Genomic DNA, 13,583 nt, shown 5'->3' on the forward strand with positions numbered 1-13,583 from the left:
TTTCAGAGACAGAGGATGCGGTTTTGGCGCTCGGCCAGAGACTTGAGAAGACCATCCGGGCCCCCGGCCTGACGCTCGCCGGTGAAACCCTCGCCCTCGACCTCTGCGGCGGCCTCTGGCTCGCCCGGCACCGGACGCTCGTGGTGTCCGACCTGCACCTGGAAAAGGGCTCCGCCTACGCAGCCCGCTCGGGCCAGTTCCTGCCGCCCTACGACACCCGCGAGACCCTGGCCTGCCTGCACGAGGTCGTGGCCCGCCTCGACCCGGCCCGCGTGGTGGCGCTCGGCGATTCCTTCCACGATTCGCGCGGACCCGAGCGCATGGAACCCGGCGACCGCGCCATGGTGGCGGCGCTGCAGGAGGGGCGCGACTGGGTCTGGATCGCGGGCAACCACGACCACGCGGTGAGCGAGGGCGTCGGCGGGCGCTACGCCGAGACCCTGGCGCTCGGGGGCCTGACCCTGCGGCACGAACCGAGCCTCGACGCGCCCGAGGGCGAGGTCGCCGGCCACCTCCACCCCTGCGGCAAGGTCGCGATGCGGGGTCGCGCCGTGCGCCGCCGCTGCTTCGTCACCGACGGGCGCCGCATGATCATGCCGGCCTTCGGCGCCTATGCGGGCGGGCTCAACGTACGCAACCCGGCCTTCGACCCGCTGTTTCCGGCGGGCTTCACGGCACATCTCCTGGGGGACGGCCGCGTCTTCGCCATCGGCAAGGGGATGCTGAGCAAGGACTGACGCGAGCCCCCGCGGCCCGGGTTCAGGCCGCGATCAGCAGCGAGGCTCCGGCCACGCCCGAGAGGACGAGCCGCAGACGCCCGAGCCAGACCGGGACGAGCCCTCGGCGCGGCAGATCCTGGTCCACGAGGCCCCAGGCCAGCACGAGCACCCCGAGGATGCGCAGGTCCCAGGGGGCGGGCGCGGCCAGAGCCGCCCAGGCGATCAGCGAGGGCAGGATGGCGATGGCGTAGTCGGCGCCCCCCGAGTTCCGGGCGGCGGCGGCGCCCCAGCGGATCCCGCCGAGGAACGAAGCGATGACCGCCCCGTAGGTCGAGAGCACGAGGCGCGGGCTCAGGCCGATGGTGCTGAGGCCCCCGTCGGAGCCGCTGACCGAGAGCAGGGCGAAGCCCAGGAACGGGATCAGCCCGGCGATCCCGAGGATCAGGGCGACCGGTGGAACCGTCGTCACGCGCGCCATCGACTCTCCGGTCATCAAGGCCACCCGGAGGGGCGGCAGGGGCATCGAAATCCCGGCACGGGTTCGCGCGCAGCGCCCCCGTCCGGTCCATCAACGCCGATGGCGGCCTCTTCGCTGCGTCGCACGAAGGTGGCAGAAGCCCGCAGGCGCGCGCGGCGCCCCCGGTTCAGATCCGGCGGGCGGGCGCGACCGTCCCGGGGCTCGGCGGCGGCGCGCCGAGGAGGCTCATCGCGTTGTCGAGCACGATCGGCGCCGGCGGCTCGTTGGCGGCCGGATCCGGAACCTTGGGCTTGAAGGCGGCGGCCTGGGCCTTCGCCGTGGCGAGGGCCTTTGGCTCCAGCTTCAGGGCCACGTCGTCGCGCTTCTTGGCGGCGTCGACGTCGCCCTGGCCGGAGGCCGCCGAGAACCAGAGGTAGGATTGCTCCAGGTCCTGCTGCACGCCCATCCCGCGCGCGTAGAGGACGGCGAGGTTGTACTGGCTGTCCCGCAGGCCGAGTTCGGCCCCGCGCCGGAACCACTGCGCGGCGGTGGCGAAGTCGGGCTTGCCGCCCACGGCGGGGTTCTCGGCGTGGATGACCGCGAGGTTGTGCATGGCGCGGGCATTGCCGCGTTCGGCGGCGCGGCCGTACCAGAGCCTCGCCTGAGCGAGGTCGCGCGGCAGGCCGACGCCCTTCTCGTGCAGGCTACCGAGCTTGTACTGCGCCGGGGCGTAGCCGGCCGAGCCGAGCTTCTCGAAGATCTTCGCGGCCAGCGTGCCGTCGCGCGGCATGCCGCGACCTTCGGCGGCCCGCGCGGCGAGGTCGTAGGCGGCGCTGCCGTCGCCGTCGAGGGTGGCCTGGCGCAGCTTGCCCAGGGCGGGCGGCACGGCCGCGAGGTCTGGGACGAGGCTCGCGAGGGTGGGCACGCGCGGAACCTCGATCCGGGAAGGGCCCGTCGCAGGGGCGGCGGCCGGATCCGCGAGCGACTGGGTCGTCTGCGGGTCGGCGAGCGGCTTCGGGCCCGCCTTCGCATCGGCGGCCTTGGTGTCCGAGGCAGCCTTCGTGTCCGACGTTTGTGCCGGCGCTGCGCCGGCGCCCTCGGGCGTCGGCTGGGTCAAGCCGGTCTCGGCTACCTTGGAATCGGCCACCTTGGAATCGGCCAGCTGGGGATCGGCCGGGCGGCGGGCGGACACCGCCTGGAGGGCCCCCAGGGCCAGGACGATGGCAGCCAGTCCGAGGAGCAGGGGCTTGCGGCGGCGGTCGATTCCACCGCGCAGGCGCGCCAGCAGGCTGTCCCGCCGGGCCTCCACCGGCCCGTCGCGAACCTCGGCTTGCAGATGACCGGCCTGCCCCGCAGCTTCGGCCTGGGCGGCCTGGGCCGCGCGCCGGGCGGCGGCGATGAAGCTGCTCTTGATGTCGCTCTCAGCACCGATCGGCGCGTCACCCGCCTCGACCGGGCGCTCGCGTCCGGGCCGACCGGCCCCCGGCTCCAGGGGAAGGTCAGGGCCGGTGTGGAGGGCGCTCGAAGCCTGTCGCCGTTCGGCGCGCAGGGCTTCCTGGCGCGGCGTGACGGAATTCGCGCGCTCGGCCAGGGTCTCGCGCAGCGTGCGCGCCGAGGCCGGACCCGTCCCTTCGCCGTCGGGGGTGCCGACGCGGCCGACCAGGCGCTCCAGCGCGGCATAGACGCCCGTGAGGGTCGATTGCATCCGCTGCTCGGACGCGACCTGATGCGCGCGCAGGTCGGCGAGGCTGGCGCGCAGCAGGCCGACCTCGCTCGGGTCGGCGGCCCCCATGGACTCGGCGACGGCGTGGCGGGCGGCGCGTTCCACCGCCGCCTCGATGGGGGCCTCGGCGCGCAGGGCCGAGACCTGATCGAGGAGGTCGCTCATCGTCCGTTCGAGGCCGGCGATCGCCGGGTCGGCGTCACGGGTGTCGATCCGCTGGGCCAGCGCCAGGACCTGCTGCTCCAGGGCGTCGAGGCCCTCGTCGCGCGGGCCGTCGCCGGTGCCGATGCGGTCGAGCTTGACCGCGAGGTCGTGCAGCATGGCGTGGATGGAGGCGATGTCCTCGCCCGGCACCACGGGGCGGCGCAGGGTGGCGCCGAGGTCCTCCAGGCGCCCGATCAGGTCGCCGACCGGGTTGATGTGGACCCGCTCGACCTGCTCGGCGAGGGCGTCGAGCCGATGGAGGATCGCGTCGGATTGCCCCTCGAAGCCGACGGGGGCGCTGCCGCGCAGGGCGTCGAGCTTGGCCCCCATCTCCTCGATGCGCTCGCCGATGGCGGCGTCCGGCCCGGAGCGGAGGCCGCTGCGGATCTCCTCGAGGATCGGGCGCAGTTCGGCGTAACCGCCGCCCTTGCCGGGCATGCCGTCCTGAAGCTGCGTGATCTGGTTGCTGATCGCCTGCAGGCCGGCGGCGAGGCTCTGAATCCGCTCGGGGCCGGCGAGCGATCCGATCAGGCGGCGGATCTCGTCGAGTTCGCGGTAGAGGCCCGCATGGGCATCCGCCTCGCCGAGGCCGGCCGGCGCGCTGTGGAGCGCGCCCTCCACCTTCGCCGCGAGGCGCTCCACATCCGCCGCCACGCGGGCGTGGACGTTCTCCGCCACATCCTCGGCCAGGCGCTCGACCTGCACCCGCAGCAGCTCGATCGGCGCCGCGATGGCGGCGAGTTCGGACGGGGCCTGCGCCTTCTCGACGCCCGCCGCGAGGGCGCGCATCGCCTGTTCGAGGGCGCCGACGTCGCGGCCGCTGGCGAGGCCACCGATCGATTCGCGCAGGCGGTTCGTCTCGCTCTGGAGTTCGGCGATGGCGGGAGGGCCGGCTTTGCGTCCCTCCGGCTGGGCCGCGCCGCCCGCGAGTTCGCGCTGGCGCTGGCGGATCTCGCTGACGGCATCGCGGATCTCGGTGATGGCGGGACGGCCGCGCCGGCCGATCGCACGCGGCGCCGCGACCTGCTCGCCGATCTCGTTCATGCGCCGCTCGATCTCGGCGAGGCGCAGCGCCATCTCGGAGGTCGCGGCCGGGGCGGATTCGGCGGCCGGGCGCCCGGCAGCGCCGCCCGTCGCGGGGCCGGCTTCCGGGAGGCTCCGGGGGACGCGCCGGTCGAGGGCGTCGAGGCGCCGCATCATCTCGGACAGCGCGGAATCGAGGCCGGCGCTCGCGGCGGGCGCCTCGGCCCTCGGAGCCGCCACCGGCGCGGCGGCCTCGGCGCGCGTCTCCGGACCCGGCGCCTCGCCGGGCGATTCGGAGCGGGCGACGGATGCGGCGGGCTTGTCCGGACGGGTCGGCTCGCGTGCGGCGGCTTGCTGTGGGGTGTCTTGGTGAGAGGCGGCTTGGTGGGGGGCGGCCTGATGTGGGCCGCTTTCGGGTTCGACGATGGAGGCGATCCAGGTCTCCACCGGCACGCCCGCGCGCCGGGCCACGTCGCGCGCGGCTTCGAGCACGTCGGGATCGAAACCATCGAGGCTGAGCGTGGCGTTGCGTGTCATCGTCAAACCTGACTCGGCGAAGTCCGTGGCTCGATCCGCGGCAGACCCCAGGCGGAACGCGCATGAGGCCTTAACGGCAGATCCTGTGATGGGGACATTTGATAATCTTGGTAAACAGGCAGTTAAGGTTTAGCGAATGCCATCGGGAACACCGTCGGGCCGCCGGGACGCCACCCCTTTGCGGCGCCCGAAAAATAGTTTAGATGTGAACCATCAGGTGCGCCGGCCGGTCGAGAGGCGGGGTCAGGATCGCAACCGTTTCCGGGGAGATGCTGCGCGATGCCAAGCTACAAGGCGCCGGTCGAGGACGTCCTCTTCCTCCTGAACGACGTGCTCGCGTTCCATCGCTACGACAACCTGCGCGGGTTCGCGGATGCTTCCGCCGACGTGATCGAAGCGGTGCTCAACGAGGGCGCCAAGCTCGCCGAGACCGTGCTCGCGCCGCTCAACGCCATCGGCGACCGGGAGGGCTGCACCCGCCACCCGGACGGAAGCGTGACGACGCCGAAGGGCTTCAAGGCGGCCTACGACGCCTATGCGAATGGCGGCTGGATGGGGCTGTCGATGCCCGAGGCGTTCGGCGGCCAGGCCCTACCCCACACCCTCAACATCGCGATCCAGGAATTCGCCTCGGCCGCCAACCTCGCGCTCGGCATGTATCCGGGCCTGACCCAGGGGGCGATGGCCGCCCTCCTCGTCCACGGCTCGGAGGAGCAGAAGGCGACCTACCTGCCCCAGATGGTCGAGGGCGCCTGGACCGGTACCATGAACCTCACCGAGCCGCATTGCGGCACGGATCTCGGCCTCCTCAAGACCAAGGCGGTGCCGAACGGCGACGGCTCCTACAGCCTCACCGGCACCAAGATCTTCATCTCGGCGGGCGAGCACGACCTCTCCGAGAACATCATCCACCTCGTCATCGCCCGCATCGAGGGCGCGCCGGCCGGCACCAAGGGCATCTCGCTCTTCGTGGTGCCGAAGTTCCTGGTGAACGCCGACGGCTCGGTCGGTGAACGCAACCCGGTCTCCTGCGGCTCCCTCGAGCACAAGATGGGCATCCACGGCAACTCCACCTGCGTCATGAACTACGACGGGGCGAAGGGCTGGCTCGTCGGCCAGGAGAATCGCGGCCTCAACGCGATGTTCGTGATGATGAACGAGGCCCGCCTCGCGGTCGGCGTGCAGGGACTCGGGCAATCCGAGGTCGCCTACCAGAACGCCGTCGCCTACGCGCGGGACCGGCTGCAGGGCCGTTCGCTCACGGGCGCCAAGGCGCCCGAGAAGGCCGCCGATCCGATCATCGTCCACCCGGACGTGCGCCGGACGCTCATGGGCATCCGCGCCTTCAACGAGGCCGCCCGCGCCCTCGTGCTCTGGACCGCGCTCCAGGCCGATATCGGCCATCGCTCCGAGGACGAGGCCGAGCGGCAGCGCGCGGAGGACCACATGGGCCTGATGACCCCCGTGGTGAAGGGCGTGCTCACCGACCGGGGCTTCGCCAACGCGGTCGAGGCCCAGCAGATGTTCGGCGGCCACGGCTACATCGAGGAATGGGGCATGTCGCAGTTCGTGCGCGATGCCCGCATCGCCATGATCTACGAGGGCGCCAACGGCATCCAGGCCATGGACCTGATCGGCCGCAAGCTGCCCAAGGACGGCGGCCGCGCCATGATGAGCTTCCTCGGCGAGGTCCAGACCTTCCTCAAGGACCACGGCGAAGACGAGGGCATGAAGCCCTTCGTCGCCCCGCTCCAGGCCGGGCTGAACGACCTCCAGGGCGCCACCATGTGGTTCATGCAGAACGCCTTCACCAAGCCCGACAACGCGGGCGCGGGGGCCACCGACTACATGCACCTCCTCGGCCTCGTGGCCCTCGGCTACATGTGGGCGCGCATCGCCAAGGCGGCCCTCGCCCGCCAGGCGGAAGGCCCGTCCGAGACGATGGCCGCCAAGCTGGTGGTCGGCCGCTTCTACATGGAGCGGATGCTGCCCGAGACCGGGATGCGGCTCACGCGCATCAAGGCGGGGTCGGACACGACGATGGCGCTCGGCGCCGAGGCGTTTTAGACCGGACCGACCGCACGCCGGAACACCACGTCATTCCGGGGCGCCCGCGGGGCGGGCCCGGAACCCGGAACCGCCGACGCGGGCGACCTTGCCACGACCTGCGGTTCCGGCTTCCGGGCTCCGCTTCGCGGCCCCGGAACGACGTCGGGACCGAATACAGTTTTGAATGCCGGCGCCCGACGAGGGCGACCCATGGGGAAACGCACATGCCCGAGGCCTTCATCTACGACCACGTCCGGACCCCCCGGGGCCGCGGCAAGCCCGATGGGTCGCTGCACGAGGTGACGGCCCTGCGCCTCGCCGAGGTGGCGCTCCGCGCCCTCAAGGAGCGCAACGACCTCGATACCCGGCGCGTGGACGACGTGGTGCTCGGCTGCGTCGATCCCGTGGGCGAGGCCGGCGGCGACATCGCCCGCGCGGCGGCGCTGGTCGCCGATTACGGCACGCACGTGCCCGGCGTGCAGATCAACCGCTTCTGCGCCTCGGGCCTCGACGCGGTGAACTTCGCCGCCGCGCAGGTCATGGCCGGGCAGCACGACATGACGGTGGGCGGCGGCGTCGAATCCATGAGCCGTGTCGGCCTCGGCGCCTCGGGCGGCGCCTGGCCGGTGGACCCGGCCATCGCGATCAAGTCCTGGTTCATGCCCCAGGGCGTCTCGGCCGACCTCATCGCCTCGAAATACGGCTTCAGCCGCGACGATTGCGACGCCTACGCGGTCGAGTCGCAGAAGCGCTCCGCCGCCTCCTGGGCCGAGGGGCGCTTTGCCAACGCCGTCGTGCCCGTGCGCGACATCAACGGCATCACCCTGCTGGCCCAGGACGAGCACATGCGCCCGTCGACCGACATGCAGTCGCTCGGCCAGCTGAAGGCGTCCTTCGTGCAGATGGGCCAGATGGGTGGCTTCGACGCGGTGGCGATCGACGCGCATCCCGACGTCGAGATGGTCGACCACGTCCACCACGCCGGCAATTCCTCGGGCATCGTCGACGGCGCCGCCGCCGTGCTGATCGGCTCGGCCGAGGCCGGCAGCGCCGCCGGGCTGAAGCCCCGGGCTCGCATCCGCGCCTTCGCCAATATCGGCTCGGATCCGGCCCTGATGCTCACCGGCCCGGTCGACGTCACGAAGAAGGTGCTGGCCCGGGCCGGCATGAGCCTGTCCGACATCGACCTCTTCGAGGTCAACGAGGCCTTCGCCGCGGTGGTCCTGCGCTTCCAGCAGGCCTTCGACGTGGATCCGGCCCGGATCAACGTCTGCGGCGGCGCCATCGCCATGGGCCATCCGCTCGGCGCCACCGGCGCGATGATCCTCGGCACGGTGCTCGACGAACTAGAGCGCACCGGCAAGGAGCGCGCGCTCGTCACCCTGTGCATCGGCGCCGGCATGGGCACGGCGACCATCATCGAGCGGGTGTGAGAGCGGTGCGCCTCCCAAAGCCCGCGCAACTGCGCTAGAGGGCGGCGCCCGGCGCGGTTGCGCGGCGGGCACAAGAACCAAGACCGTTGAGGAAACGCCACGATGACGCGCCTGCTCGCCACCCTCTGCCTGACGACCGCCCTGTGCCTGCCGATGGCCGCCCGCGCCGACGATGCGGCCGACCGGATCGCGGCGGCCAAGGACCTCGTCCAGAAGACGACCCTGAAGAACCTGGAGGTCGGCTTCACCGGCGCGCTGGAGAAGACGGTCGCTCCGATGAAGGAGGACAAGGCCGAGGCGGTCCGCAAGGAGATCCGGGCCGAGTTCGACAAGCAGCGCGAGACCATGCTCGACGGCCTCTCGAAGGCCTACGCCGAGAAGTTCACCCTCGACGAGTTGAAGCACCTCTCGGGGATCTACGGCGACAAGACCTACCAGAAGTTCCAGGCGATCAACGCCGACCCGGCCTCCTCGGTGACGGCGGTTTCCCAGGCCGCGGTGACGAAGCTCCTGAACATGCTGGCCATCGCCTCGGCCGGCGATTCGCAGGCCACTGGGGGTGCCGCCCCCATGCCGATGCCGGCGCGCTGAGGCGGGACGGCGGGCGCTCCGATGGCCGGCTCAAGCCACCTGCGCGAGGGCGTGAGCGTCCATCGGCAAACCGGAGGCCGAGAAGCCGGCCACCGGCGGCAGCGCCTCGAGCTGGGGCTTGGAGAAGTGGTAGCCCTGGAACAGGGTCGCGCCGAGGCCGCGCAGGGTCTCGAGCTCGGCCTGGGTCTCCACGCCCTCGGCGATCACCGCGATGCCGAGGGACCGGGCGATCCCGATGATGCCCGCCACGATGACCCGGCGGCGGGCATCGCCGTCGATGCCGCGCAGCAGGTCCATGTCGATCTTGATGAGGTCGGGGCTGAAGTTCGCCAGCAGGTTCAGGCCGGCGAAGCCCGCGCCGAAATCGTCGAGCGCCGTGAGGAAGCCCTGGCGGCGATACTCCGCCACGATCCGGGTGACATGGGCGGTATCGCGGAACTTCTCGTTCTCGGTGAACTCGAACATGATCCGGTCGTGGGCGAAGCCCGCGCGCCGCGCCGCCTCCAGGGACGAACGGATGCAGGCCGCCGGCTCGTAGACGGCGTTCGGCATGAAGTTGATGGACAGGCGGGTGGCCGCGTCGGCCGGGAACAGGCGGCCGGCGAGCTCGATCGCCTTCACCCGCGCCGCCTGGTCGAAGCGGTAGACGGTCTCGGGGGTGACCCGGTTGAGGATGGAGGCCGCCGATTCGCCGCCGGCGCCGCGCACCAGGGCTTCGTAGCCCCAGACCCGGTTCGCTTCGAGATCGAGGATCGGCTGGAACGCCATGGTGAAGGCAAAATCGAGCTCGGCGCCGTCACGGCAGCCCTGGCACCCGGTGCGTCCGATCATGGTGGTGTCCTGTCGCGTTGCGGTGCCCCCCGGCGAGTCCGGATGCACCGACAAGTTTTGACATCGGCTTAAGAAGACGGCCGATGGTCCACACCCGCCGCATATTCGAGGATCAGCGATGAATCTCACCAACTTCCGCCTTGAGACCGATGCCGATGGGATCGCGCTGGCGACCTGGGACATGCCCGGCCGCTCCATGAACGTCTTCACCGATGCGGTGATGGACGAACTCGCCCAGGTCATCAACGCGGTGGTGGCGGATCCGGCCGTCAAGGGCTGCGTCATCGTCTCGGGCAAGGACAACTTCTCGGGCGGCGCCGACCTGACCATGCTCCAGGGCCTCGGGCGCGCCTTCGAATCCCTGAAGGCCGAGCGCGGCGAGGAGGAGGCGATGCGCCACTTCTTCGAGGAGTCGCGCAAGCTCACCCTGGTGTTCCGCAAGCTCGAGACCTGCGGCAAGCCCTTCGCGGCGGCGGTGCACGGCATCTGCCTCGGCGGGGCCTTCGAACTCGCCCTCGCCTGCCACTACCGGGTGCTGTCGGACGATCCCAAGACCCGCGTGGGCCTGCCCGAGATCAAGGTCGGCCTGTTTCCGGGCGGCGGCGGGACCCAGCGCGTGGCGCGCCTGATGCAGACGGGCGATGCCCTGCAGATGCTGTTCAAGGGCGAGCAGATCCGCCCGCTGATGGCGAAGAACATGGGCCTCGCCCACGAGGTGGCGGGCCGCGACGAGATCGTTGCCAAGGCCAAGGCCTGGATCGCGGCCGGCGGCTCGGCCATCGCGCCCTGGGACCAGCCGAAATTCAAGGCGCCTTCGGGCAAGGTCTACTCGCCGGCCGGCATGATGATCTGGCCGCCGGCCAACGCGATCTACCGGCGCGAGACCCACGACAACTACCCGGCCGCCAAGGCCATCCTTGCCTCGGTCTACGAGGGCCTGCAGCTGCCCATGGACCAGGCCCTGCGGGTCGAGAGCCGCTACTTCGCGCATATCCTGCGCAGCAAGGAAGCGGCGGCGATGATCCGCACGCTGTTCCTCTCCATGGGCGAACTCAACAAGGGCGCGCGCCGCCCGAAGGACGTGCCGGCCACGAAGATCCAGCGGGTCGGCGTCGTCGGAGCCGGCTTCATGGGCGCGGGCGTGGCCTATGTTAGCGCGCAGGCGGGCATGGAGGTCGTGCTCGTCGACCAGTCGCAGGAGGCGGCCGAGAAGGGCAAGGCCTACGCGCACAAGCTCGTCACCGACCAGATCAACAAGGGCCGCGCCAAGACCGCCGACCGGGACGCCCTCCTCGCCCGCATCCAGACGAGCGCCGACTACGCCGACCTCTCCACCTGCGACCTCGTCATCGAGGCGGTGTTCGAGGATCCGGCGGTGAAGGCCGAGGTGATCGCCAAGGTCGAGGCCGTGATCCGGCCCGACGCGATCTTCGCGTCCAACACCTCGACCCTGCCGATCACCGGCCTCGCCAAGACCTCGGCCCGGCCCGAGCAGTTCGTCGGCATCCACTTCTTCTCGCCGGTGGAGAAGATGATGCTGGTCGAAATCATCAAGGGCGACCAGACCGGGGATCCGGCGCTCGCCGCCGCGCTCGACTACGTGCGGGCGATCAAGAAGACGCCCATCGTGGTCAACGACGCGCGCGGCTTCTTCGCCAATCGCTGCGTCGGCGCCTACCTGCTGGAAGGCCACACGATGCTGAACGAGGGCATCCCGGCGGCGATGATCGAGAATGCCGGGCGCCAGGCGGGCATGCCGGTGGGTCCGCTCTCGCTCACCGACGAGGTGGCGGTGGATCTGGCCCTCAAGATCGTCAAGGCCACCGAGGCGCAACTCGGGGCCGACAGCATCGACCCGGCCCAGAAGGCGCTGCTCACCACCCTGGTGGAGGGCGAGGGTCGCCTCGGCCGCAAGAACAAGCGGGGCTTCTACGATTATCCCGAGGGTGCGCCGAAGCGCCTGTGGCCGGGCCTCGCCGAGATTCAGCCCACGCGGGTCGATCCCGACGCGGTGGATTTCACGGAGCTGAAGCAGCGCCTTCTGGTGGTGCAGGCGCTGGAAGCCGCCCGCACCGTCGGCGAGGGCGTGGTCACAGATCCGCGCGAGGCCGATGTCGGCTCGATCCTCGGCTTCGGCTTCGCGCCGTTCACCGGAGGCGCCCTCTCCTACATCGACTTCATGGGCGCGCAGACCTTCGTGTCCCTCGCCCAGCGCCTGGAGGCCAAGCACGGCCCGCGCTTCGCCGTGCCCCAGAACCTCCTCGACATGGCGGCCCGCAACGGCACCTTCTACGGGGACGCGGCGGCCCGCAAAGCAGCCTGATCCGGGAACCGGCCGGCGTCCGGTCGGCGCCTCCGCGCCCCGGAATCAGGCGCCGGCCGGGTCCGGGATGACGATGCGGAAACAGGTGCCGATGGCGGTCTCCTCGTGGCTGAGGGTGCCGCCGTTGAGCTGGATCAGCTCCGACGCGATGGCGAGGCCGAGGCCGGTGCCGCCGGGGCGCGACGAGCCCCGGAACGGGCTGAACAGGTGTTCGCGCGCCCGCGCCGGCAGGCCGGGGCCATTGTCCGTCACGCGGATGGTGGTGCTGCCGCCCCCCGTCTCCACCCGCAGCGCCTCGATGGTGATGGTCGGTTCGGACCGCGCCCGCGCCTCGTCGCCGGGCCTGGGAGGGCCCAGGGCCTGCACGGCGTTGCGCACGATGTTGGCGAGGGCGCGGGAGAGGTGCTCCGGGTCGACGCAGATCTTGAGCCCGTGCGGGCAGATCTCCCGGATCACGATGTCCGAGCCGCGTTCCCGCCCCGACAGGTCCGCCTGCTCGGCGATGATCGGGCTCAAGGGAACGAACCGGCGATGCGGGTTGCGTTCGCTGACGCGGCCATAGGCCAGGGTTTCCTCACAGAACCGGATGGCGCGGTCGAGGGTCGCGACGAGGCGGGGGGCGACGCGCTGCACGATCGGATCGGTGACGCCGTCGAGGCGGTCGCTGAGAAGCTGGGCCGTCGTGAGGAGGTTGCGCAGCTCGTGGTTGATCTTGCTGACCGAGAGCCCGAGCCCGGCGAGGCGCCGCTTCTCGCGCAGTTCCCCGGCCAGCGCCCGCTCCATCCGCGCGAGCGCGATCTCCGCGTGGCCGATCTCGTCCGTGCGCCGCGACGGCACGATGACTCCGTCGATCGCCTCGGGCGATTCCGCGAATTCCGTGATGTTGTGCACGAGGCGGCGCACCGGCCGCACGATCACCCGCTGAAGGACGAAGAAGATCAGCGCCGCCACGGCGGCCGCGATGGCGAGCGACGACAGGGCGAGGCGGATGGCGAAGGCCGCCACGGCGTCGTGGAGGGGAGTGCGGTCGATCAGGATCTCGACGCGGTCGAAGCCGTCGCGGCCCTTTCCGATCACCCGCACGGGGTGGGGCGAATCCTGGAACAGGGTGCGGACGACGCCCCGGATCGACTCGACCCAGTCCTGCTCGCGCAGGTCGATCAGGTCCGACACCGTGTCCGGAACGGTCTCGTCGGCGAGCAGGCGCCGGGCGCCGTTGCCCTGGACCGCGATGGCGCGGGCGCCGACACCGGCCAGCAGCCGCTGGGACAGGCCCTCGGAGACGTGCTGGTCGGGCGCCGCATCGAGCACCAGGGCGGCGACCTGGGCGGCGGCGATCCGGTCCGAGAGCCACATCCGGCGGTAGTTCGAGACGGTGGGGACGTAGATCAGCACTTCGATCAGGGCGACGAAGGCGACCGTCAGCAGAAAGAGTCGACCGGACAGGCCGAGGTGGCGCCCGAGACCCCGAAACGCCGGAAGACGGGTTTCGGCGGCCCGTTCCTGACCTGAGCCCCGTTCCTGACCTGCGACGCGCGAATTCACACCCATCTCAACTCTTAGGTTCGGGATGTCCCACTGGCGCGGCGGGTGTCGACACGGTCCGTCCGAACCGGATCGCTCGGACGATGCTTAACAGGCTACCGGATCGGGATGTAACAGCCCCGTCAACGCTCGGAAACCGCCTAGGGTG

Annotated in this window: 9 protein-coding genes; 5 read left to right on the forward strand and 4 right to left on the reverse strand. The window is 71.2% G+C overall.

The genetic code is table 11. The features are described 5' to 3' along the window. The first annotated feature begins 23 nt into the window (after positions 1–23). Positions 24–737 carry a ligase-associated DNA damage response endonuclease PdeM gene (gene pdeM, locus OF380_RS02075; protein WP_264049140.1) on the forward strand — a complete coding sequence of 238 codons (714 nt, stop codon included), beginning with the start codon at positions 24–26 and terminating at the stop codon, positions 735–737. Between the two features lie 22 nt (positions 738–759). Here the strand turns inward: pdeM and OF380_RS02080 are convergent, their stop codons facing one another. Further along, the gene (locus OF380_RS02080; protein ID WP_264049141.1) at positions 760–1,197 is read right to left on the reverse strand and encodes a DUF3429 domain-containing protein; all 438 of its coding nucleotides are present in this window, start codon (positions 1,195–1,197) and stop codon (positions 760–762) included. 166 nt (positions 1,198–1,363) lie between these two features. Further along, entirely contained in the window at positions 1,364–4,663 is a 3,300-nt protein-coding gene (locus tag OF380_RS02085) for an SEL1-like repeat protein (protein WP_264049142.1), read from the reverse strand. 279 nt (positions 4,664–4,942) lie between these two features. Between OF380_RS02085 and OF380_RS02090 the strand changes: the two genes are divergently transcribed. The 3 genes from OF380_RS02090 to OF380_RS02100 all read left to right on the forward strand — a co-directional run bounded on the left by OF380_RS02090 (position 4,943) and on the right by OF380_RS02100 (position 8,736). After that, positions 4,943–6,730, forward strand: coding sequence for an acyl-CoA dehydrogenase C-terminal domain-containing protein (locus tag OF380_RS02090; RefSeq protein ID WP_264049143.1), 1,788 nt, complete (start codon positions 4,943–4,945; stop codon positions 6,728–6,730). Between the two features lie 206 nt (positions 6,731–6,936). Further along, positions 6,937–8,145: an acetyl-CoA C-acetyltransferase gene (locus OF380_RS02095; protein WP_264049144.1), complete on the forward strand. Its 1,209-nt coding sequence runs from the start codon at positions 6,937–6,939 to the stop codon at positions 8,143–8,145. A 102-nt stretch (positions 8,146–8,247) separates the two neighbouring features. Then, on the forward strand, positions 8,248–8,736 hold the full coding sequence (locus OF380_RS02100; RefSeq protein WP_264049145.1) for a DUF2059 domain-containing protein: 489 nt from the start codon (positions 8,248–8,250) through the stop codon (positions 8,734–8,736). A gap of 30 nt (positions 8,737–8,766) precedes the next feature. On the opposite strand, the gene OF380_RS02105 is transcribed toward OF380_RS02100, so the two are convergent. Continuing rightward, the gene (locus tag OF380_RS02105; protein ID WP_264049146.1) at positions 8,767–9,567 is read right to left on the reverse strand and encodes an EAL domain-containing protein; all 801 of its coding nucleotides are present in this window, start codon (positions 9,565–9,567) and stop codon (positions 8,767–8,769) included. A gap of 118 nt (positions 9,568–9,685) precedes the next feature. Here OF380_RS02105 and OF380_RS02110 point away from each other — a divergent pair, with 118 nt between their 5' ends. Continuing rightward, positions 9,686–11,890 carry a 3-hydroxyacyl-CoA dehydrogenase NAD-binding domain-containing protein gene (locus OF380_RS02110; RefSeq protein WP_264049147.1) on the forward strand — a complete coding sequence of 735 codons (2,205 nt, stop codon included), beginning with the start codon at positions 9,686–9,688 and terminating at the stop codon, positions 11,888–11,890. 45 nt (positions 11,891–11,935) lie between these two features. Here the strand turns inward: OF380_RS02110 and OF380_RS02115 are convergent, their stop codons facing one another. Beyond that, on the reverse strand, positions 11,936–13,441 hold the full coding sequence (locus OF380_RS02115) for a sensor histidine kinase (protein WP_264049148.1): 1,506 nt from the start codon (positions 13,439–13,441) through the stop codon (positions 11,936–11,938). Between the last annotated feature and the right edge of the window lie 142 nt (positions 13,442–13,583).

This window comes from Methylobacterium sp. FF17, from assembly GCF_025813715.1.
GTDB classification, from domain to species: domain Bacteria; phylum Pseudomonadota; class Alphaproteobacteria; order Rhizobiales; family Beijerinckiaceae; genus Methylobacterium; species Methylobacterium flocculans.

Coding starts and splice junctions, on each gene's coding strand:
- OF380_RS02080 (WP_264049141.1), bottom strand. CDS start 1,197: ATGGCGCGCGTGACGACGGTTCCACCGGTCGCCCTGATCCTCGGGATC.
- OF380_RS02085 (WP_264049142.1), bottom strand. CDS start 4,663: ATGACACGCAACGCCACGCTCAGCCTCGATGGTTTCGATCCCGACGTG.
- OF380_RS02090 (WP_264049143.1), top strand. CDS start 4,943: ATGCCAAGCTACAAGGCGCCGGTCGAGGACGTCCTCTTCCTCCTGAAC.
- OF380_RS02095 (WP_264049144.1), top strand. CDS start 6,937: ATGCCCGAGGCCTTCATCTACGACCACGTCCGGACCCCCCGGGGCCGC.
- OF380_RS02100 (WP_264049145.1), top strand. CDS start 8,248: ATGACGCGCCTGCTCGCCACCCTCTGCCTGACGACCGCCCTGTGCCTG.
- OF380_RS02105 (WP_264049146.1), bottom strand. CDS start 9,567: ATGATCGGACGCACCGGGTGCCAGGGCTGCCGTGACGGCGCCGAGCTC.
- OF380_RS02110 (WP_264049147.1), top strand. CDS start 9,686: ATGAATCTCACCAACTTCCGCCTTGAGACCGATGCCGATGGGATCGCG.
- OF380_RS02115 (WP_264049148.1), bottom strand. CDS start 13,441: ATGGGTGTGAATTCGCGCGTCGCAGGTCAGGAACGGGGCTCAGGTCAG.